The 20,252-nt window shown below is 68.6% G+C and carries 15 protein-coding genes; 9 read left to right on the top strand and 6 right to left on the bottom strand.

The window, feature by feature from the left end:
- Positions 1 to 66 precede the first annotated feature (66 nt).
- Positions 67 to 315 (top strand): 50S ribosomal protein L31, encoded by a 249-nt coding sequence (gene rpmE, locus AABA78_RS20280; RefSeq protein WP_171419494.1) that lies wholly within the window; start codon positions 67 to 69, stop codon positions 313 to 315.
- Positions 316 to 546: 231 nt separating this feature from the next.
- Complete coding sequence (locus AABA78_RS20285) at positions 547 to 1,425, top strand: DNA-methyltransferase (protein ID WP_338264812.1); 879 nt, start codon at positions 547 to 549, stop codon at positions 1,423 to 1,425.
- Between the two features lie 8 nt (positions 1,426 to 1,433).
- Here AABA78_RS20285 and AABA78_RS20290 read toward each other — a convergent pair whose 3' ends face one another.
- Positions 1,434 to 3,188, bottom strand: coding sequence for a M1 family metallopeptidase (locus AABA78_RS20290; RefSeq protein WP_338264814.1), 1,755 nt, complete (start codon positions 3,186 to 3,188; stop codon positions 1,434 to 1,436).
- A gap of 128 nt (positions 3,189 to 3,316) precedes the next feature.
- Here AABA78_RS20290 and AABA78_RS20295 point away from each other — a divergent pair, with 128 nt between their 5' ends.
- Both AABA78_RS20295 and AABA78_RS20300 read left to right on the top strand, forming a co-directional pair.
- Positions 3,317 to 5,707 carry a 3-hydroxyacyl-CoA dehydrogenase/enoyl-CoA hydratase family protein gene (locus tag AABA78_RS20295; RefSeq protein ID WP_338264815.1) on the top strand — a complete coding sequence of 797 codons (2,391 nt, stop codon included), beginning with the start codon at positions 3,317 to 3,319 and terminating at the stop codon, positions 5,705 to 5,707.
- Between the two features lie 81 nt (positions 5,708 to 5,788).
- A complete protein-coding gene (locus AABA78_RS20300; RefSeq protein ID WP_171419503.1) occupies positions 5,789 to 6,961 on the top strand; it encodes a thiolase family protein in 1,173 nt (390 codons plus the stop codon).
- Between the two features lie 52 nt (positions 6,962 to 7,013).
- Here AABA78_RS20300 and AABA78_RS20305 read toward each other — a convergent pair whose 3' ends face one another.
- Positions 7,014 to 8,852 carry a MutS-related protein gene (locus AABA78_RS20305; RefSeq protein ID WP_338264817.1) on the bottom strand — a complete coding sequence of 613 codons (1,839 nt, stop codon included), beginning with the start codon at positions 8,850 to 8,852 and terminating at the stop codon, positions 7,014 to 7,016.
- A 166-nt stretch (positions 8,853 to 9,018) separates the two neighbouring features.
- On the opposite strand from AABA78_RS20305, the gene AABA78_RS20310 reads away from it, so the two are divergent.
- The gene (locus AABA78_RS20310; RefSeq protein WP_338264819.1) at positions 9,019 to 9,912 is read left to right on the top strand and encodes a hypothetical protein; all 894 of its coding nucleotides are present in this window, start codon (positions 9,019 to 9,021) and stop codon (positions 9,910 to 9,912) included.
- Positions 9,913 to 10,012: 100 nt separating this feature from the next.
- Here AABA78_RS20310 and mrpC read toward each other — a convergent pair whose 3' ends face one another.
- The 3 genes from mrpC to AABA78_RS20325 all read right to left on the bottom strand — a co-directional run bounded on the left by mrpC (position 10,013) and on the right by AABA78_RS20325 (position 13,482).
- Positions 10,013 to 10,759 (bottom strand): Crp/Fnr family transcriptional regulator MrpC, encoded by a 747-nt coding sequence (gene mrpC / locus AABA78_RS20315; RefSeq protein ID WP_014395195.1) that lies wholly within the window; start codon positions 10,757 to 10,759, stop codon positions 10,013 to 10,015.
- A 265-nt stretch (positions 10,760 to 11,024) separates the two neighbouring features.
- A complete protein-coding gene (locus AABA78_RS20320) occupies positions 11,025 to 12,488 on the bottom strand; it encodes a sigma-54-dependent transcriptional regulator (protein WP_171419508.1) in 1,464 nt (487 codons plus the stop codon).
- A 7-nt stretch (positions 12,489 to 12,495) separates the two neighbouring features.
- The gene (locus AABA78_RS20325) at positions 12,496 to 13,482 is read right to left on the bottom strand and encodes a sensor histidine kinase (RefSeq protein WP_338264825.1); all 987 of its coding nucleotides are present in this window, start codon (positions 13,480 to 13,482) and stop codon (positions 12,496 to 12,498) included.
- 76 nt (positions 13,483 to 13,558) lie between these two features.
- On the opposite strand from AABA78_RS20325, the gene AABA78_RS20330 reads away from it, so the two are divergent.
- Positions 13,559 to 16,402, top strand: coding sequence for a fused MFS/spermidine synthase (locus tag AABA78_RS20330; protein WP_338264826.1), 2,844 nt, complete (start codon positions 13,559 to 13,561; stop codon positions 16,400 to 16,402).
- Positions 16,403 to 16,576: 174 nt separating this feature from the next.
- Positions 16,577 to 16,843 (top strand): hypothetical protein, encoded by a 267-nt coding sequence (locus AABA78_RS20335; RefSeq protein ID WP_120530620.1) that lies wholly within the window; start codon positions 16,577 to 16,579, stop codon positions 16,841 to 16,843.
- 84 nt (positions 16,844 to 16,927) lie between these two features.
- On the opposite strand, the gene AABA78_RS20340 is transcribed toward AABA78_RS20335, so the two are convergent.
- Complete coding sequence (locus AABA78_RS20340; RefSeq protein WP_338264827.1) at positions 16,928 to 18,115, bottom strand: hypothetical protein; 1,188 nt, start codon at positions 18,113 to 18,115, stop codon at positions 16,928 to 16,930.
- 1,183 nt (positions 18,116 to 19,298) lie between these two features.
- On the opposite strand from AABA78_RS20340, the gene AABA78_RS20345 reads away from it, so the two are divergent.
- Both AABA78_RS20345 and AABA78_RS39270 read left to right on the top strand, forming a co-directional pair.
- The gene (locus AABA78_RS20345) at positions 19,299 to 19,541 is read left to right on the top strand and encodes a hypothetical protein (RefSeq protein WP_338264828.1); all 243 of its coding nucleotides are present in this window, start codon (positions 19,299 to 19,301) and stop codon (positions 19,539 to 19,541) included.
- Between the two features lie 56 nt (positions 19,542 to 19,597).
- Positions 19,598 to 20,155 (top strand): hypothetical protein, encoded by a 558-nt coding sequence (locus AABA78_RS39270; RefSeq protein ID WP_338264830.1) that lies wholly within the window; start codon positions 19,598 to 19,600, stop codon positions 20,153 to 20,155.
- Positions 20,156 to 20,252: the final 97 nt, after the last annotated feature.

Below are 20,252 nucleotides of genomic sequence, written 5' to 3' on the forward strand. Positions count from 1 at the left end.
CGACCCACTACAACGCTGGACCTCCCTCCCATCCTGGGCGGGGGCAAGGCGCACTGGAGAGAAGCCATGAAGCCCGAAATGCACCCGGTCTATCCGCCCGCCCGCATCACCTGCGCTTGCGGCAACATCGTCGAGACCAAGTCCACGCGCGGCTCGTTCAGCGTGGAAGTCTGCTCGAACTGCCACCCGTTCTTCACCGGCAAGTACAAGCTGCTGGACACGGCCGGCCGCATCGACCGCTTCAAGAAGAAGTACGCGAACAACGCGCCGGCCGCCAAGAAGGGCGCGAAGGCCGCCGAGCCCGAGAAGGCGTAGTCCTTCCGTTCGACAGCATCCGCTGTACCCCACGAGCAGGGTCGTGGAGGGCCTCGAAAGACAGAGGCGCTCCCGCCCTGCTCGCGGTGTTTCAACTCCCCGCGCTCGTCAAATTTTCGCGCGCGCTTTCGCTGCTACAGCCAATTACAGGCCAGAAATTCGACGTAGCAGCCAACTGACCGCACAGTCCGCCGCGTCCCTGAAGACGTCTGTCCCAAAGACGGAGGCGTGATGTTCGCGGAAGCTGCTGCCCCTGCCCTGAAGATTGTCCGACGCTCCCAGAACGACAGCGTCTTCGCGAAGCGCGGGGAGGCCTACACGCTGCTGCAGGGCGACAGCCTGGAGCTGATGGCCCAGCTGCCCGAGCAGTCCTTCGACCTCATCTTCGCGGACCCGCCGTACTTCCTCTCCAACGGCGGCACCACCTGCAAGAACGGCAAGCGCGTCTCCGTGGCCAAGGGCCAGTGGGACGTCTCCCGCGGGGTGGAGGAGGACCACGCCTTCACCACGAAGTGGCTCGCGGCCTGCCAGCGCCTGCTGCGCCCCACCGGCACGCTGTGGGTGAGCGGCACGCAGCACGTCATCTTCAACGCCGGCTTCGCCATGCAGAAGCTGGGCTACAAGCTGCTCAACACCGTCACCTGGTACAAGCCCAACGCGAGCCCCAACCTGGCGTGCCGCTACTTCACGCACTCCACGGAGCTGCTCATCTGGGCCTCGCCGTCGTCCGGCGGCAAGCTGAAGCACGTCTTCAACTACCAGCGCATGAAGGCGGAGAACGGCGGCAAGCAGATGCGCGACGTGTGGGCCCTGCCGCGCAACGGTGACGAGGAGCTCACCGCCGACGGCGCCGGCCGCATGTGGACGCAGACGGCCCCGCGCGGCGAGGAGAAGGCCTTCGGCAGCCACCCCACCCAGAAGCCGGTGGCCCTGCTGGAGCGCATCCTGGAGGCGAGCTGCCCGGAGAACTCGCTCGTCCTGGACCCCTTCAACGGCAGCGGCACCACCGGCGTGGCCGCCCTGAAGCACGGCCACCGCTACGTGGGCATCGACATGAACCCGGAGTACCTGGCCCTGTCCAAGAAGCGCCTGGACGCGACCCTCAAGTAGTCAAAGCCTCACGCGCGGGCGAGGATGAGCTCGACTCCCTGCCGCGCGATGGGGTGGTACCTGGCCCCGTGCTTCTCGAACGCCGCGCGCGCCACCTTGCGGTGGTCGCGCGACGAGGCGAGCACGCTGTAGAGCGGCTTCAGGTACTTCATCCGGCCCACCTCACCGAGGAACTCCTCGGCCCGGCCGAGCGGCGCGTCGAAGCCCGCGCGCAGCGCCGCCACCAGCCACGCCACCAGCACCTCCGAGTTGCGGCTCCCGGTGAGCGAGTACTTCGCGTCCAGCTCCCGGAAGACGTCCTTGGACGTGTCCGCCGGCATGGACTCCAGGAACAGCTGCCACTCGGTGGGCGTCCAGTCCTTCGTGTCCGCCTGCGAAGGCACCTTCCCGCGCAGCTTCTCCAGCGCCTCCAGCCGCGCGGAGGCAGGGCGGGGCGCGCTCTCCGGCACGCCGGGCCGGTTCAGGTACGCGTCCGCGTCCACCTTCGCCAGCGCGCCGGGCAGCTCGCCTTCCGTGAAGCGGACGAACTCCTCCGTGGTGAGCGCCTGGAAGCGGTATTTCGCCAGGTAGCGGCGCAGGAAGCCGTCGAAGGTGGGACGGCCCACCGCGTCCTCCAGCGCGCGCAGCAGCAGGTAGCCCTTCTCGTAGGGAATCTGGGAGAAGGCCTCGTCGGGGTCCACGCCGGCCAGGTGCGTGCGCAGCGCGGTGAGCTGCGGGTGCGCGCGGAAGTGGTGCAGCGCCTCGTCCAGCGACCGGCGCCCCAGGGCCGCGTGCAGCGCCGCGACCTCCGGCCCCGCCAGCGCCTCCAGGATGCGGCGCTCCGCGAAGACGGTGAAGCCCTCGTTGAGCCAGAAGTGCTCCGCGGACGCGTTCGTCACCAGGTTGCCCGTCCACGAGTGCGCCAGCTCGTGCGCCACCACGTTCACCAGGCTCTTGTCCCCCGCGATGAGCGTGGGCGTGAGGAACGTCAGGCGCGGGTTCTCCATGCCGCCGTACGGGAACGACGGCGGCATCAGGAGCAGGTCGAAGCGCTCCCAGTCGTACGGCCCGAAGAGCGACTCCGCGGCCTTGAGCATGTCGTCCACGCCCGCGAACTCGTCCGCCGCGTCCTCCAGCGCCTCCGGCTCCGCCCACACCCGCGAGCGCGGCCCCAGCTCCTTCGACGTGAGGCTGCCCACCGCGAACGCCAGCAGGTACGGGGGCACCGGCTGCGGCATCTCGTAGTGCTCCTCCGCCTCCACGCCGTGCTCCTCGCGCGCCACGAAGGACGCCGCCATCACGGACTTGAGCTGCTTGGGCACGCGCAGGGACGCGCGGTAGCGGATGCGGATGCGCGGCGTGTCCTGCAGCGGCACCACGCTGCGCGCGTGGATGGCCTGGCACTGGCTGAACAGGAACGGCTGCTGCCCGCCCGCCGTCTGCGGCGGGGACAGCCACTGCAGGGCGCTGGCCTCCGGAGAGGTCCGGTAGCGCACCGTGAGCTGCTTCACCCCCGCGGGCAGCTCAATCCGCAGCCGGCTTCCCAGGATGGGCTCGGGAGGGGAGAGGATGTAGGGCAAGGGGCGACCCTGGGCATCCACCACGCCCCGGATGTCCAGGTCGCGGGTGTCCAGGTCGAGGGGCCCCGCTGACGCCTCCTTGAGCGTCAGCGTGGCCTCCGCGTGCAGGCGGCGCGTCCGGAAATCGACGCGCGCCTTCCAGTCCAGCGTTTCGGTCTCAGGCTGCGTGCTGTCGTTGTACGAGTGCGGGTCGAGGCGAGCCATGGGCCCCGACTTGTAGTCGGGGAGCCGACCTCCTGGCGAGCACACCCGACGGCAATGCCGGTTGACTTCCGGGTCAATCGCCTACATTTGTGCAGTCCCCTACTTCCTTTCAAGGGAGCCAATTTCCGATGACGACCCGGATCCGAAAAGTGGCGGTGCTTGGCGCTGGCGTGATGGGCAGCGGCATCGCCGCGCATCTGGCCAACTCCGGCGTGCGCGCCCTGTTGCTGGACATCGTTCCGCCCAAGGCTGCTCCGGGCGAGGACACCGCCTCCAAGGCGTTCCGCAACAAGTTCGCTCAAGGAGCGCTGGCCAACCTGCGCAAGGCGAAGCCCAGCCCCATCGTGTCCGAGCAGGTGCTGGCCGCCATCGAAGTGGGCAACCTGGAGGACGACCTCGCGCGGCTGGGCGAGTGCGATTGGATCATCGAGGTGGTGAAGGAGGACCTGGCCGTCAAGCAGGCCCTGTTCGCCAAGGTGGAGAAGCACGCCCGCAAGGACGCCATCATCTCCTCCAACACCTCCGGCCTCTCCATCGTGGGCATGACCGAAGGCCGCGGCGCGGAGTTCAAGAAGAACTTCCTCGTCACGCACTTCTTCAACCCCGTGCGCTACATGAAGCTGCTGGAGCTCGTGGCGGGCCAGGAGACGAACCCGGAGGTCGTGAAGACCGTCCACAAGTTCGGTGAAGAGGTCCTGGGCAAGGGCATCGTCTACGGCAAGGACACCACCAACTTCATCGCGAACCGCATCGGCGTGTACGGGATGATGCGGACCATCTCCGAGATGCAGAAGACGGAGATGTCCATCGAAGAGGTGGACAAGATCTTCGGCCCGGCCATGGGCCGTCCCAAGTCCGCCGTGTTCCGCACCGCGGACATCGTGGGCCTGGACACGTTCACCCACGTGGCGAAGAACTGCTACGACACGCTGACCCACGACGAGGAGCGCGACGTCTTCGCCGCCCCCGACTTCCTCCAGAAGATGGTGGAGAAGGGGATGCTGGGCGACAAGACGGGCGGCGGCTTCTACAAGAAGGACCGCGCCTCCGGCGGCAAGGACATCCTCGCGCTGGACCTGAAGTCGCTGGAGTACCGGCCGCAGGCCAAGGTGCGCTTCGACTCGCTGGGCGCCGCGAAGGACATCGAGAACGTCAAGGAGCGCGTGGCGTCCGTGATGAACGCGGACGACAAGGCCGGCAAGTTCGCCGAGCGCGTCACCCTGGACGTGCTGGCGTACTCCAGCCGCCGCATCCCGGAAATCGCCGACGACCTGGTCAACGTGGACCGCGGCGTGCGCTGGGGCTTCGGCTGGGACCTGGGCCCCTTCGAGGTCTGGGACGCCTACGGTGTCCAGAAGGGCGTGGAGCGCATGAAGGCGCTGGGCCTCAAGCCCGCCGCCTGGGTGGAGGAGATGCTGGCCAAGGGCCGCACGTCCTTCTACGGCGTGCAGGACGGCCGCGACACCTACTGGGACATCCCGTCCAAGTCCGTGAAGCCGGTGCAGGAGAACGCGCGCACGTTCCGCGTGGAGTACTTGAAGCGCGGCAACAAGAAGATCACCGGCAACGACAGCGCGTCGCTGTGGGACATGGGCGACGGCGCGACGCTCCTGGAGTTCCACTCCAAGATGAACTCCATCGACGATGACATCATCGCGATGATGAACACCGCGCTGGATGAGACGGAGAAGAACTTCAAGGGCCTGGTCATCGGCAACGACGGGTCCAACTTCTCCGCCGGCGCGAACATCATGGCCATGCTGATGGCGGCCAAGAGCGAGGACTTCGACTCCATCCGCAAGATGGCGTCCGCGTTCCAGGCCGCGAACCAGCGCATGCGCTACAGCCCCGTGCCCGTCGTGACGGCGCCCTTCAACCTCACGCTGGGCGGCGGCGCGGAGGTCACCATGGGTGGCAACGCGGTGCAGGCCAGCGCGGAGCTGTACATGGGCCTCGTGGAAGTGGGCGTGGGCCTCATCCCGGGCGGCGGCGGCACCATGATGCTGCTGCGCAACGTGTTCGGCGCCTACGCGGCGGACAAGGACTTCGACGCGCTGCCCTTCCTCAAGAAGGTGTTCCTCGCCATCGGCACCGCGAAGGTGGCGACGAGCGCGGAGGAGGCCCGCGAGTTCGGCTTCCTGTCGCAGCAGGACGGCATCACGGGCAACCGCGACTTCCTCCTGTCGGACGCGAAGTCGCGCGTGCTGGGGCTGGCGAACGGCGGCTTCCGCCCGCCGCGTCCCACGCGCTTCCGGCTGCCGGGCCCCAACGGCGCGGCCACCATCGACATGATGCTGTACGACATGCAGCTCAACAATCAGATCAGCGCCCACGACCGGAAGATCGCCCAGAAGCTGGCGCGCGTGCTCTCCGGTGGTGACACCAGCCCGTCCGTGCTGGTGACCGAGGAGAAGCTGCTGGAGCTGGAGATGGAAGCGTTCCTGAGCCTCATCGGCGAGGAGAAGACCCAGGACCGCATGATGTTCATGCTCGAGAAGGGCAAGCCGCTGCGCAACTAGCGCGGGGCGTTTACTCAATGGGTTTCCAGACACGAATTCCGAAGCACGCTCGGACGCTGTCCGGGCAGGGAGACACCTGACATGTCCGGTCGAGTCGTGATTGCCAGCGCGGTGCGCACCCCCTTCACCCGCGCCCACAAGGGAGAGTTCAAGGACACGCGTCCGGATACGCTCGCGGCCCTTGCCATCAAGGAAGCCGTCGCCCAGGTCCCCGGCCTGAAGCCGACGGACGTGGAGGACGTCATCCTGGGCTGTGCCATGCCGGAAGCCGAGCAGGGCATGAACGTGGCCCGCAACGCGAGCCTGCTCGCGGGGCTGCCGGACACCGTTCCGGGCATGACCATCAACCGCTTCTGTTCCTCCGGCGTGCAGTCCGTGGCGCAGGCGGCGCAGGGCATCAAGTCCGGGATGATGCAGGTGGCCATCGCCGGCGGCACCGAGTCCATGACCATGGTGCCCATGGGTGGCAACAAGGTCTCCGCGAACCCGGAGATCATGGAGAAGATCCCGGAGGTCTACACCTCCATGGGTGCCACCGCGGAGAACATCGCCACGCGCTACAGCGTCACGCGTGAGGACGCGGACAAGTTCGCGGCGGAGAGCCAGCGCCGCGCGGCCACCGCGCGCGAGCAGGGGAAGTTCAAGGAGGAGATCTTCCCCGTCACCACGACGATGTTCGACGAGGACGGCACGAAGAAGGAAGTCACCGTCTCCGTGGACACCATCCTGCGCCCGGAGACGACGGTGGAGGGCCTGGCCAAGCTGCGCCCGGCCTTCAACGCCAAGGGCGTGGTGACGGCGGGCAACGCGTCGCCGCTGACGGACGGCGCGGCGGCCGCGGTGGTGATGAGCGAGGAGAAGGCGAAGGAGCTCAACGTCAAGCCGCTGGGCTACTTCGTGGACTACGTGGTCGCTGGCGTGCCGCCTGAAATCATGGGCGTGGGCCCGGTGCCCGCCATCCGCAAGCTGCTGGAGCGCAACAAGCTGAAGATTGAAGACATCAGCGTGTTCGAGCTCAACGAGGCCTTCGCCGCGCAGGCGCTGCACTGCATCCGCGAGCTGGGCATCCCGCTGGACAAGGTGAACCCGAACGGCGGCGCCATCGCCCTGGGCCACCCGCTGGGCGTGTCCGGCGCGCGCATGGTGGCCACCATCCTGCGCGAGCTGAAGCGCCGGGACGGCCGCTACGGCGTGGTGAGCATGTGCATCGGCGGCGGCATGGGTGCCGCGGCGCTGGTGGAGCTGGCGAAGTAGTCCGCTTGCCCGTTCGCGCCCCCTGTCTCACGAAGGGGGCGCGAGGGGCATGTCAGGAGGCCGGGGCGTCCGGGTCGTTCACCGGGACGCCCGCCAGGCGCAGCACCCGCAGCGCGTTGGTGGTGTCCACCACCCCCTGCCGGAGCCGGTAGTCGAACACCATCTTCCCGTCCTCCAGGTGGTCGCGGAAGTGGACGTTCACCACGTGCGAGCCCGGCTCGTCCGCCAGCACCGCCAATGACAAATCATGCGTCGTCACCGCGCCACACGCGCCGGAGGCGAGCAGGAGCCGCAGCACCTCGCGCGAGGCAATCTGTCGCTCGCGGGTGTTGGTGCCCAGCAGGATTTCGTCCAGCAGGAACAGGGCCTGGCCCTTCGCGGCGGCCGCCGCGTCCAGCACCGTCTTCAGCCGCAGCACCTCCGCGTGGAAGTACGACACGCCGCGCTCCAGCGAGTCCTTCACGCGCATGCTGGTGAGCACCTGCACCGGGGACAGCCGGAACGTCGCCGCGCACACCGGCGCGCCCGCCAGCGCGAGCACCACGTTGGCGCCCAGCGCGCGCATCAGCGTCGTCTTGCCGCTCATGTTGGAGCCCGTGATCAGCAGTGCGTGGCGCGGACCGGGCAGGGACACGTCGTTGGGCACGGGCGCGTCCAGGAGCGGGTGTCCCAGCGCGGTGGCCATCACGCTCGGGCCCTGGGCCTCCAGCTGGGGCCAGGTGAAGGCGGGGCGGTCATGGGCGAGCCCGCCCAGGCAGCAGAGGGCCTCCAGTTCCGCGAGCCCCTCGAACCACTGGCGCACGTCGCGTCCATGGGCGGCCCTCCAGCCCTCCAGCGCGAAGAGGGCGTGGATGTCCCAGAGCGTGAGCCAGTGCACCAGGGCGTGGAACTGGTGCCGCTTGAACTCGATGAGCGAGTACAGCTGGCTGAAGCGCCGGAACAGCGCGGACACCGGGGGGCCGCCTTCCGCCCGCAGGCCGGACTGGAGCTGCTTCAGGCGCGGGTGCTCGAAGGTCTGTCCCTCCACGCGCTCGAAGAGGGACGCGTAGCGCACGAAGCCGCGCTCGCCCTGCTCCACGGCGTCGTCCATCCGCTTCAGCGTGCGGCGCGTGGCCACCGCGATGCCCAGCTGCGCGAACAGGCCCAGCCACACGAGGCTGTCTGGAATCACGCCCACCGTGCCCAGGATGAAGAGGGTGAGCGTCACCGGGGGCAGCAGCACGGCCAGCGGACGTGACCAGCGGATGGCGTCCAGCGACGGCCCGGCCTCCGCCCACTGGATGAAGAGGGCCGGGTCCGCCTTGTCCTTCGCCACCACGCGGGCGTCCACGCAGAGCTCCTGGCGGAAGTCCACGCGCGGGGCCAGCTCGCGCGCGGCGCCCTGCCGGGTCACCACCGTCTCCGCGGTCGCGGGCGCGGACAGCCACGCCGCCAGCCGCTCCTCGCCCGCGCGCGTCGCCGTCTCGTTGATGAGCTGGAAGAGGCTGCCCTGGCCAAAGACATCCAGGTCCGTCGCATACAAGTGATTGGGGGAGAGGAACCGCTCACCCGTGTCGGTGAAGGAATGCCAGCCGCCCTCCAGCCGCGCGAGGCCCCGCTCGTTGAGGAGGACGAAGAGGCGCGCGCGCTGCTCCTTGAGGAACACCTGGTGGTGCAGCACCGCCAGCAGGCCATAGACGGCGAGCGCGCCCGCCGCGGCCCACCACCAGGGCTTGGGCAGCCGGCCCATCAGCGTCAGCGCCGCGATGACGAGCGCCGCCACGAAGGCCACGGTGCGCAGGTTGGCGTACCTCGCGCTGACGCGGTCCAGCGCCGTCAGGTCCGCCTGGGCGGCCGCGCGGCGGTCGGTGTACGTGCGATGGGGGCTCGGGGACTCGTTGGGGACGGGCACGATGGCCGCGCATGCTGTGCGGCCCCCCGTCCGAGGGCAAGCGCGCAACGCGCTCCGTCACGCTTCGCTGACACCCGACGTTGACTTCCCGTGGGCCCCCGGGATTTGAATGCGACGCGTGAGGGGCGGTCGGGCCGGCCGTGCCTCGCGGAGGGGGTTCAACCCCATGTCGTTCCCCAAGGTCGTGCTGGGCGGAGGGCTCCTCGCGGGCCTGCTCGCCGCGCCTCCCGCCGAAGCGCGCTTCGGCAAGCGCTCGGATTCCAACGAAACGTCGAAGCCCGTCCACAAGGCGTCCGCCATTGGCGCCGATGACGACGCTTCGAAGAAGGAGGACGAGAACCAGAACCGTTCTTCCAAGACGACGACGGTGTCCTCCACGGATGACTGTTGCAGCGCCAGCGCGTCAGACGACGCCGCGGCCATCATCCTGGGCGCGGTCTTCGAGCTGCTGTTCCGTGGAATGGGCGAGGCCATCGCCAGCACGGGCACCCACCACGGCCACGACATCGACGCGCCGGACGCGACGCCCGAGCGCAACTCGCTGCGGCACGCCGTGCCGTTCTCCTTCCGCGCGGGCGTGCTGGCGTCTCCCGTCGAGGGGGGCATGGGCGTGGACTTCGACGTCGGCTGGGACCTCCGCCAGTTCGGAGTGGACCTGCGGCTGTCCCGGCTGATGGGCACCGGGGCAGGGGCTTCGTCCCGCGACGCGCGCACCCTGGGGGAGATGCACGTGACGTACTCCCCCCTCGTCCGCGAGGACCTGCGCATGCGCGCGGAGGCCGGCGTCTCCACCGTGGATCTTCCCGGCCGCGTCTACGTGGGCCCCAGCCTGGGCATGTCCGTGGAGGCGTGCGTCCTGGGGCCCCTGGACGTGGAGGCGCGCTTCCAGGTGACGCCCTTTCCCTACCGGCAGATGGACGTGCGCGCGGGCCTGGCGCTGCACCTGGGCAGCCTCATGCTGCGGGGCGGGGCGCGCAGCCTCTACCTGGACTCCGAGGTGCGCCCCGTGGGGCAGGACCGGAGCTTCGCCCCCGAGTTCGGCATGGGCTTCACGTTCTGAACAGCCCCGTGCGCTCAAAAACACCACGGGCCCGGCCGCGGATGCACTCCGCGGTCAGGCCCGTTGGACGTCACGGTCCCCTGGACGGGGACGCGCGGTCTTACTTCTCCTTGGAGGCCAGCTTGCGCAGGGCCTTCTGGTCACGCACGCAGAGGATGCGGCCGACGTTGCCGAGCACGCCCTCGCGCTTCATCTCGTTGATGAGCGTGGACACGAAGGAGCGCGAGGCGCCCACCAGGTCCGCCAGGTCCTGCTGGGTGATGCCGCGCAGGTCCGTCTCACCGCCGTGCGGGCAGCGCTCGCCGTGCGCCTCCACCAGCGTCAGGAGGGTGTCCGCCAGACGGGCCGGCACTTCCTTGAAGGTCAGGCCCAGCACGCGCTTGCGCAGCGAGCGCACGCGGTCCGCGTAGGCGCGCACCACGTCCACCGCCAGGGCCGGACGGGCCTCCAGCTGGGCGCGGAAGTCACGGCCCTCGATGCTCCACACCTCGGCCTCGCCCGCCGCCACGGCCATCTCCTCGATGGGCGTGCCCTCGGGGCGGAACAGCTCGCCGAACAGGTCGCCCGGGCGCAGGATGGACACCACCGAGCGGGTGCTGTTCTTGCCAATGCGCATCAGGCGCACGCGGCCGGACTTCAGCAGGTACACGCGGTCCGACGTGTCGCCGGGGCGGTAGATGGTCGAGTTGTGCGGGAAGGACTCGACCTTGAAGTACCCCTTGAAGTCGATGGCCTCCTGGCCGGGGACCAGCTTGTTCGCGGTCACCATCATCCCGGACGACGTCGCCTGCAGGGGCGCCACGACATTGGAACCGATGGGGCCGAGGGGGCGGTTGAAGCCGTGCATGGGAGTCTCCTGGAAAGACGGAAGAGGATGGGGAAGGTTGGTCGCTGCTGCTGCTGCGGACGGACCTTGCCCTTTCCAAGAGGCGTGCCACGGGCACTTGAAGTATTCCCAGGGGAACAGTTCGAGGAATGCCGGGTACTTAGCGCTACAGCCCGGTCCCGCCCCCCCAACTGTGTCCAAAACCTGAAACAGAACGTTCAAACAGTCTGATCAGTTTGAACGAAACGTTAAAGGGACACACCGGTTTGTCCGGGCTGGGACACTGTCAGGAAGCATCCTTCACGGGATAAGGGTGCACCTGTGGACCCTGACCCTGTGCAAGACCGAACTTTTGAAGCTTTCGTTCAAGGGTCGGACGGCTGATGCCCAGGATCTGACATGTGCGCCCCTTGTGACCCTTCGTGACGGCCATGGCGCGGGCAATGAGCTGCCGCTCGGCCTCTTCCAGGGTGGGGATGAGGCTGGCGTCGTCCACGGCGGGGGCCGCGAACATGCCGCCCGCGGCGCCGGCGGCGCGGTGGGGGTCCAGGGGGCCTGACGGGTGGGCCTCCAGGGCGGGCAGGTCGTCGCCCCGGAGCACGTCGCCGGGGGCGAGCACGACGGCGCGGGTGAGGACGTTCTCCAGCTCGCGCACGTTGCCGCGCCAGGGCAGGCGCGTGAGGCGCTCCATCACCTCGTGGGGCACGCGGGTGACGCGCTTGTGCACCTTCTCGTTGATGCGCTCCAGCAGGTGCTTCACCAGCGGGGGGATGTCCTCGCGCCGCTCGCGCAAGGGCGGGATGACGAGGGTGATGACCTTGAGGCGCTGGTAGAGGTCCTCGCGGAAGCGGCCCTGGTCCACCTCGTCCGCGAGGTGGCGGTGGGTGGCGGCGATGACGCGGGCGCGCAGCTTCACGCGCTTGACGCCGCCCACGCGCTCGAACTCGCGCTCCTGGAGCACGCGCAACAGCTTCGCCTGGAGCATCAGCGACATGTCGCCAATCTCATCCAGGAAGACGGTGCCGTCCTCGGCCAGCTCGAACTTGCCGGGCTTGGCGCCCACGGCGCCGGTGAAGGCGCCCTTCTCGTGGCCGAACAGCTCGCTCTCCAAGAGCGTGTCCACGATGGCGGAGCAGTTGATGCCGATGAAGGGGCGGGGCTCGTCGTAGGAGTAGTTGTGGATGACGCGGGCGATGAGCTCCTTGCCCGTGCCGCTCTCGCCGTTGATCAGCACCGTCGCGGTGCTGCTCGCGACCTTGCCTATCTCCTTCACCAGCTGCTGCATGGAGGGGCTGGTGCCCACGATGTCGCCCAGGCGGACGACGGCGTTCTCGCGGTGGACCTCATCCGCGCGGCGCGACAGCTGGCGGTACTCCAGCGCGCGCTCCACGACGAGGTCCAGCGCGGCCGGGTCCGGGAAGGGCTTGTGGATGTAGTCGAACGCACCGGCCTTCATGGCCCGGATGGTCGTCTCCATGTCGTGGTAGGCGGTGACGAGGATGATGCGCGCGTCGCCGCACAGCCCCTTCATCTCCTCGATGATCTCCAGGCCCGTCCGGTCCGGGAGCATCATGTCCAGGATGACCACGCTGGGCATGTTCTCCTGGGCGGCCTTGAGGCCCGCGGCGGCGCTGGTGGCCGTCACGACCTGGTAGCGCGGCTGCCCGTCGTCCTGCTCGATCTCCTCGAAGTGCATCGTGAGGGTTTCGAGCAGCGACACGTCATCGTCGACGATGAGGAGGGTCTCCATGGGGTCCTCAGGCGGCGAACGTCAGCGTGAACACCATCCCTGGCTCCGCACTCCCCTGGGCCGCCACGTCGCCCCCCACGCCCGTCATCACCCGCCGCAGGGCGGCCAGGGACAGCCCCGCGCCCCGCGCCAGCCGCGAGCCGAAGGGGTCGAACAGCGTGCCCCGCTCCTCCGGGGGCAGGGCCGCCGCCGGATCATCCAGGATGAGGCTGACGTGGCCCGGGTCGGGCTGGCGCAGCGTCACCTGGACGCGGCCCTCCTCGGGCAGGCCCATGGCCACGTTGAGCAGGACTTGAGCGAGCACGGGCCTCAACCGGTTGGGATCCACCCGCACGCGGGGCAGGTCCGCCTCTTCCTTCACATCCACCTCGATGCGGCGCTCGGCCAACTCCGGGGCCACCATGGCGGTCGCCTCCTGGACGACCGAGCGCAGGGCGTGGGCGTCCAGGTTCGCGGCGCTCTCCCGGCCGTACTCGGAGAGCAGCCACAGCATGCGCTCCATGGTCCGGATTTCGCGGTTGGCGATGGTGAGCCGCCGCTTGTCCCGGTCCGACAGGCCGGTGTTCCGGGCCAGCGTCTGCACCGCCATCTTCACGGAGGAGAGCGGGTTGCGGATCTCATGGCTGAGCGACGACGACAGCTTGGAGATCTGCACCGGCGGGGCGCCCTCCAGCACGGTGCCCAGGTCGAGCACCCCCGCGGCGGCCTCCTCGCCGTCCATGCCCAGCACCAGCCGCAGGTGGGACGCGGGCGGGTTGCCGGTGGGGCCACCCGCGGAGACGGTGACGAACTCCACCGCGCGGCGGTCCTCCCTGGCGCGTGCATCCAGTTCACGGGCGCGCTCCTGTGACACGCCGAGCGCCGTGTGCAGGGAGGTGCCCACGAGCGTCTTGGCGTCGCGGCGCAGCACCTGGGCGCAGTCCCCCTCGGCACGTGTGACCCGGAGGTGGGGAGACCAGGCGAGCTGCGCGGCTTGCAGGAGTTGGGCGTTCATTGGTGGACCTGAAACATACCGGGTAACGTCGAGTGCTGTCCCTATGACCCGCACCCCACGTCCTCCGAAGAACCTTGTGGCCGCCCTTCTGTTCCTGTCCGGGGCCACGGCACTCGTCTATGAGCTGGTCTGGTCCAAATACCTGGGGAACGTGCTGGGCAACAGCGGGCAGGCGCACGCCGTCGTGCTGGCCACGTTCATGGGGGGCCTGGCGCTGGGGGCGTTTGTTTTCGGGCGGACAGCGGACAGGGTGAAGAGCCCGCTGGCCCTCTACGGGGTGCTGGAGCTGGGCGTGGGCCTGTACGCGCTGGCGTTCCCCACCGTGCTGGGCGGGCTGGAGCACTTGTGGCTGGCCCTGGCGCCCCACGTGCCGGAGGGCCTGCGGGTGGCGCCGCGCCTGCTCGTGTCCTCGCTGTCGCTGGTGGTGCCGACGCTGCTGATGGGCGGCACGCTGCCGGCGCTGGTGCGCCACTTCGCGGCGAGCCTCGCGGGGGTGCGCCGGGAGCTGGCGCGGCTGTATGCCATCAACAGCCTGGGCGCGGCGGTGGGCGTGTACGTGGCGGGCACGCGGCTGGTGCCGCTGGTGGGCCTGTCCGCGTCCGCGCAAATCGCCGCCGGGCTCAACGTGTTCCTCGCGCTGGCGGCGCTGGCCCTGGCCCGGCAGCACCCACCGGCGGTGGTGGTGGGGGCGGCGGCGGCCGTGGAGGACGTGGCCTATCCCCGGCGGGCGGTGCGCGCCGCGCTCATCGGCGTGATGCTGTCTGGCTTCACGTCGATGCTGTATCAGGTGACGTGGATCCGCCTGCTGGCCATCGTGCTGGGCGCGTCCACGTATGCCTTCACGCTCATCCTGACGGCGTTCATCCTGGGCATCGGCCTGGGCAGCTTCTGGCTGATGACGCGCAAGGAGGGCGGGGACTCGCTGAAGCTGTATGGCTGGACGCAGGTGGGGCTGGTGCTGAGCCTCTGCGTGGCGCTGCCGCTGTACGTGCGGCTGCCGCACCTGTTCCGCTGGTCGGAGTGGATGCTCACGCGCGCGGTGGAGACGTGGCCCATCTTCCAGGGCATCACGTTCGCGTTCTGCTGCGTGGTGCTGCTGGTGCCCACGTTCATCATGGGCGCGGCGTTCCCGGCGGCGGCCCGCGTGGCCACGGCGAAGGTGTCCGAGGTGGGCCGCGAGCTGGGCGGCGTGTACCTGTGGAACACGGTGGGCACCATCTCCGGCTCCGTGCTGGGCGGGCTGGTGCTGATGCCCTTCTGGGGCATGCAGGGCAACTTCATCGCGGGGGCGGTGGCGAACCTCATCGCCGCGGGGCTGGCGTTCCGCGCGCTGTCCGTGCCGAAGGAAGGGGAGGGCGCGGTTCCCGCGTGGCGGACCTTCGCGCCGGTGGGCGTGGCGGCGGTGCTGGCGGTGGTGGTGCTGGGCAGCATGCAGGGCTGGCCGCAGCGGCTGTCCAGCATCGCGGCGGTGCGCGCGTACCAGAAGCCGCCGGAGAGCTACGCGAAGCTGGTGGAGGACACGGAGCGGACCATCGTCCCGCGCTTCTACGCGGACGACACCTTCGCCACGGTGATGGTGGGGGACCTGGCCAGCGAGAGCCTCCGCTTCATGAAGATCAACGGCAAGACGGACGCCACGAACGGAGGCGACATCGAGACGCAGGTGATGGCGGGCCACCTGGGCGTGCTGTTGCACCCGCGCGACCCGAAGAACGTGCTGGTCATCGGCTCCGGCGCGGCCATCACCACGGGCAGCGTGCTGGCGCACCCGGTGGAGCGCCTGGACATGGTGGAGATCTCGCCGGCGGTCATCGAGGCGGCGCGCCTGTTCAAGGCGGACAACCGCAACGCGGTGGATGATCCGCGCACGCACGTGCACATCGACGACGCGAAGACGTTCATGGCGCTGGCGCCCATCAAGTACGACCTCATCGTCAGCGTGCCGTCCAACCCCTGGGTGACGGGCGTGTCCGGCCTCTTCACGCGCGACTTCTTCCAGCTGGTGGACAAGCACCTGACGGACGACGGCGTGCTGGTGCAGTGGATCCACACCTACGAGAGCAACCGCGAGCTGGTGCGGCTGGTGATGCGCACGCTGCACGACACCTTCCCGCACGCCACGACGTGGCTGGGGCCGGAGGACCTGGTGATGGTGGCCAGCCGCAAGCCGCTGTCGTTCGACGCGGCGGCGGTGGCGGCGCGCATGGCCCGGCCGGACGTGAAGGCGGACCTGGCGCGGGTGGAGATCCACGACCTGTTCGGCCTCCTGTCCAAGCAGGTGCACACCGAGGCCGGCCAGAAGGACTTCGCGGGCGAGGGGCCCATCAACACGGACGACCACAACCTGCTGGAGTACGCGTCGCCGGTGGCCTTCTTCCTGGCGAACCTGGACGTGCGCGTGAAGGACGAGCGCCGGGCGCCGGACAGCGGGCCGGGGCTGCTGTTGCATCAGTACCTGCGCGAGCACCCGCCCACGGCCGAGCAGGTCGCGGGGCTGTACCGCAACGTGGAGCGCTACCACTCGGAGAAGGACCCGGTGGTCCGGGGCGTGGCGGCACTGTGGCGGTCGCTGGCGCCGGAGGACCCCGCGTCGGCGCTGGCGCTGGGCCGCGCGGTGCTGGCGCAGGGGGACCTGTCCCTGGCGGCGTCGCTGCTGGAGCCGGAGGTGGCGAAGGGCGGCCGTTCCCCGGAGCTGGTGACGGAGTACCTCAAGCTGGTGACGGCCCGGACCTGGTCGGCGCGCACGGTGTGGACGCCCATGAACGCGGACGGGGCGTTGGCGGTGGGACGGGAGGTGGCGGCCCGCCATCCCCAGGACACGAAGCTGCAGAAGGCGTTCAAGGCCTACTGCGAGGCCCTGCCGCCGGCCGCCTGTGAGAACACGGCCCGTACGCCCACGGCGGCGCCCGGCGGGCCCTGAAACAGGAACGGATCCGCCCTTGAGAGGCTCCAATCCCGCGATATTCCTTGATCAGCACCCCCATCCTCCCGATGACGGATGGAGGCGCTTGCCCGCCCGTTGTACTGTCTGTATCGACCCTGACTTCCCGCAGGGTGTGTCTCTCCACCGCTGCAACGACCCCCGGAGCTTCCCATGAACGCGATCGCGAAGGCCCCCAAGAAGCAGTTCCGCAAGAACCGTGGTCAGGGCATGACCGAGTACATCATCATCGTGGCCCTCATCGCGATCGCCGCCATCGGCGTGATCACGCTGTTCGGCGACAACATCCGCAAGCTGTTCGGCGCCTCGGCCGCGGCGCTGGCCGGTGAGGACAACGTGGCGAACGACGGCCAGACGGCGTCCGACGCGCTGAAGAAGAAGACGATGAAGAACTTCGGCCAGAACAACACCTACAACTGAGCCACCTCGGTTGTGCGGAAATGGCAGGTCCCTCCACTTGGCAGGGCCTGCCATTTTTCTTTGCGGGGTGGGGACTCCCGCGGCTCAGGGCGCCGGGCGGGGGGCGGAGGCGAAGCCCAGGCGGCGCAGCATCACCTGCCGGATGGAGGGGATGCGGAAGCGGAAGATGAAGGCGTCCGCGAAGTAGTGCGCGAGCACGCACGCGAAGCCCAGGCAGGTCAGCGCACGGAGCAGGGGATGCGCCTGCGCGCCGCCGCCGACGCCCAGCGAGCCGCGCATGGGGCCATCCAGCAGGAAGCCATGCACCACGCCCAGCGCGAACAGCGGGAGCATGGACGCGACCATCGCGGGCCAGATGAGCTTCTGGCTCAGGCGGGGGGCGTCACCCTCGCGCGGCTCCAGCATGCGGGCGCTGAGGACGTAGTACTCCAGGCCGTGCATGCCTGGGAGCATCACGTAGCCCCAGGACGGAGCCACGAGCGCGAGGCCGGTCGCGGTGGCCATGCCCAGGAGGTAGAGCACCTTGGGGCCGCTGGCGGCGCCGGAGCGGAGCACGCTGCGGAAGAGCAGGAGGAAGTAGCCCAGCCAGACGGCGATGAGCAGGGGCAGCGTCTGCCACGGCAGGACGGCGCCCTGGCCCACGTCGAGGTAGGCGGGGGCCCCAGGCGCGGCGGATTCGGCGACGAAGAAGATGCGGATGAGGAGGATGGAGAGGAGCAGCGGGACGTAGAGCTGCTGGAGCTTGCGCTCGAGCGCGGAGGGCGGCGCGAGGCCCTCCTGGCCGCCGCGAAGGCCGTGCAGGGACCACAGGCCCCGGTGTTGCGACAGGGTGTGGTGCATGCCGAAGACGTTGAAGATGACGGCGACGGCGAAGGTATGGATGGAGCGGTCGGCGTAGAAGGTGAAGAACAGCGCCGCGCCCACGCCGAGCATGGCCAGCGCACCTGCCAGGATGGTGCGCGGCTGCTTGGGGGCGGCGGTCAGCACGTCGCGGTGCACGCCGAAGAGCAGGAACGTGAGGATGACGTGTGTGGCATTGCCCAGGAGGTTCTGGGCGGTCCAGCCCAGCAGCCGGTGGGCGTTGTCCGCCGCATCCGGGGCGAGGAACGTGCTGGCGAAGGCGGCCACCAGGGTCAGCGCCAGGGGAATGCCCAGGATGGCGAGGTCAGCCCGGGGGGAGAACAGCCACAGGCGGCGAAAGCGCAGGGTGCCAGAAGCGGCCGGCGCGTCCTGCTCCGTGGCGGTGGCGACTCCGGGGCTCAGCGGTGTCATGGGACTGGGAGTATACCGGGTCCCCTGGCCTCAAGTACCCGAGCCCCCCTGCCTGCCGAGGCGGGAGGCTACGACCCGAACACGGGCGGTTCTTGAAGCCGGAGCCGATGTTGGCGAACCCCGGCTACGTAAGCGCCATGGCGATGACGGGTTACCGCATGCCCACCTACCCGCGGAACAATCCGTTTCGGTTCCTTGAGCCGAGCGGTCTCGCACAGGTGACGTCTGTTCAAGCCCAACGGCCGCAGTCGAGGACACCCATGCGTGGAGGCTGGCCAATGGGTATGACCTCTCCGTCGCAGGGGCGGGGCTGGTCTATCGGACAGAGGGCAACCAGTGTTCGAATGGCGGATATGCCTCCACGACGCCACAAGCGTTGGCCGACAAGGACCTCGCGCATCGGGCGTCAAAACCCTGGTCGGGCCTCCTCGGCGTTGCGAGCGTTGGCGCTGTCGTCAGCACCTATCACTCCCGTCCAACTGCCCATGGTCATAGGTGAGAACATGAAGTCCGAATGGCCTTTGCTGGTGCTGCTGATCCTCCTTTCTTCCTGTGCTGGTAGCCGTGGTTCCAAGATGGCCCCGGTTCATGTTCAAGAGGGAGGGGCCTGCAGGAGTAATGCCGACTGCGAGGAGGATCTGGATTGCATGTTCTGGCCGCTGACAACACCGGAGTCAGCAGGTACCTGTCAGCGGAAGTGCGAAGAGACTTCGGAATGCCCGAGCGGACAGCAGTGCGGCGGGGGATTTTATACCGATGGGCCGGGATCTTTTTGCACCCCTCCAGGCGTCTCCTGATGGAGGTGCGTTCGGACATGCCCCACTGGCACAACCTCCTCGTTTCGCGCCACCCACGTTCCCAGAGGGGGCTCAGGCCAGGGATCCGACCCCTGGGTTTTGCCACAGCTACAATTCCCTCCTGACGGTCCGGACCTGAAAGACGAGAGCCTTTGGAGAGGAATTGACGGGTGGGACGACTTCCGGCTCTTCGAAGGCCCCACGCTGAAACTGTTCGTCTGCAGCCATGACGGGTTTGGCACTGTCTGGGGAAACGCGCGATTCTTCCGGGACCTGGGTGTTGTTCCTCCCGGGAGAAACACGAGTCGTATAAACTGGTGGGTGAGCCATGGCACCCGCCGTATGGTCACTGCTCATCCAGGGAACGCCCAGTCCGTAGGACGGTCATGCGATTCGTGCAAGTTGTCTGGATCTTCGTTGGGGCGTACTTTGGGCCGGTGGCATCGATCGCTCTCATGAGCTTCTTGCCTAAAGACTGGCTTCGTTGGTTGGATGTGCTGGACATTCCGCTGGGGCCGGGGGTGACGCTGCCCGGAATCGCGATGCTGTGGTTGCTGTCCCTGGTATTGGGCGCTATCGCCGCGCTCTGGGCGTGGAGGTGGCGCTTTGAGCGCCGAACTCAGGGATGAGCGTGTCTCCCCGCTGGCTCCCTCGGTTGGGAATCATTGGATTGGTGTGTGGCTTCGTGCCGTCGGTGGGCATCGCGGCCGTGCTGAATGTTCTGGGGATTTGCGAGATCCTGTGGGGGGATCCGCACCCCTTCCCTGGTGCTCCACCTGTGGACCTGCTCACGGAGGTCGCGGTCTGCGGATGGCTGGTCCTCCTTATGGGCCATGGGTTCTTTTTCGTCGCCCGGAAGGAGTCTGATCAGATCGTCCGGTTCTGGCGATGGGTGACGCTTTCGTTGACCCTGTTGTCATTTCTCACGCTGTCGCCCGCTTTCACGCAGGTGGCTGGTAGACATTGGGGGGAATGGGGCCGCCTCAAGGCCCTGCTTCAGGACAACGAGGCCCGGGTCCGGGCATTCTCGAGCAGGGCGGATGGTGCCTTGTCGGAGGAGGAGTACGCGCGGGCGAAAGCGTGGTGGCTGCAGCAGCCCGCCACCTTTCGCTTCGAGACGGAGCCTGAGCCCGTGAGGATTCACTTGAGAAGGACCGCCCCTCCGTTCCTGGTGGTCGACTTCGGACAAGGACAGAATGCCGTTTTCGATCCGGTGACGATGCGCTGCATCTACTCGGATTGAGGCACATCGCGAGCCATCCTTCCGGAGTGTTCACGGCGGCCAGGCGCTCCTTTTCAGGATATTGTCAGGGCTGGGGGCGTTAGTCGGTCACGGCCGC

This window comes from Corallococcus caeni, from assembly GCF_036245865.1.
Lineage (GTDB): Bacteria > Myxococcota > Myxococcia > Myxococcales > Myxococcaceae > Corallococcus > Corallococcus caeni.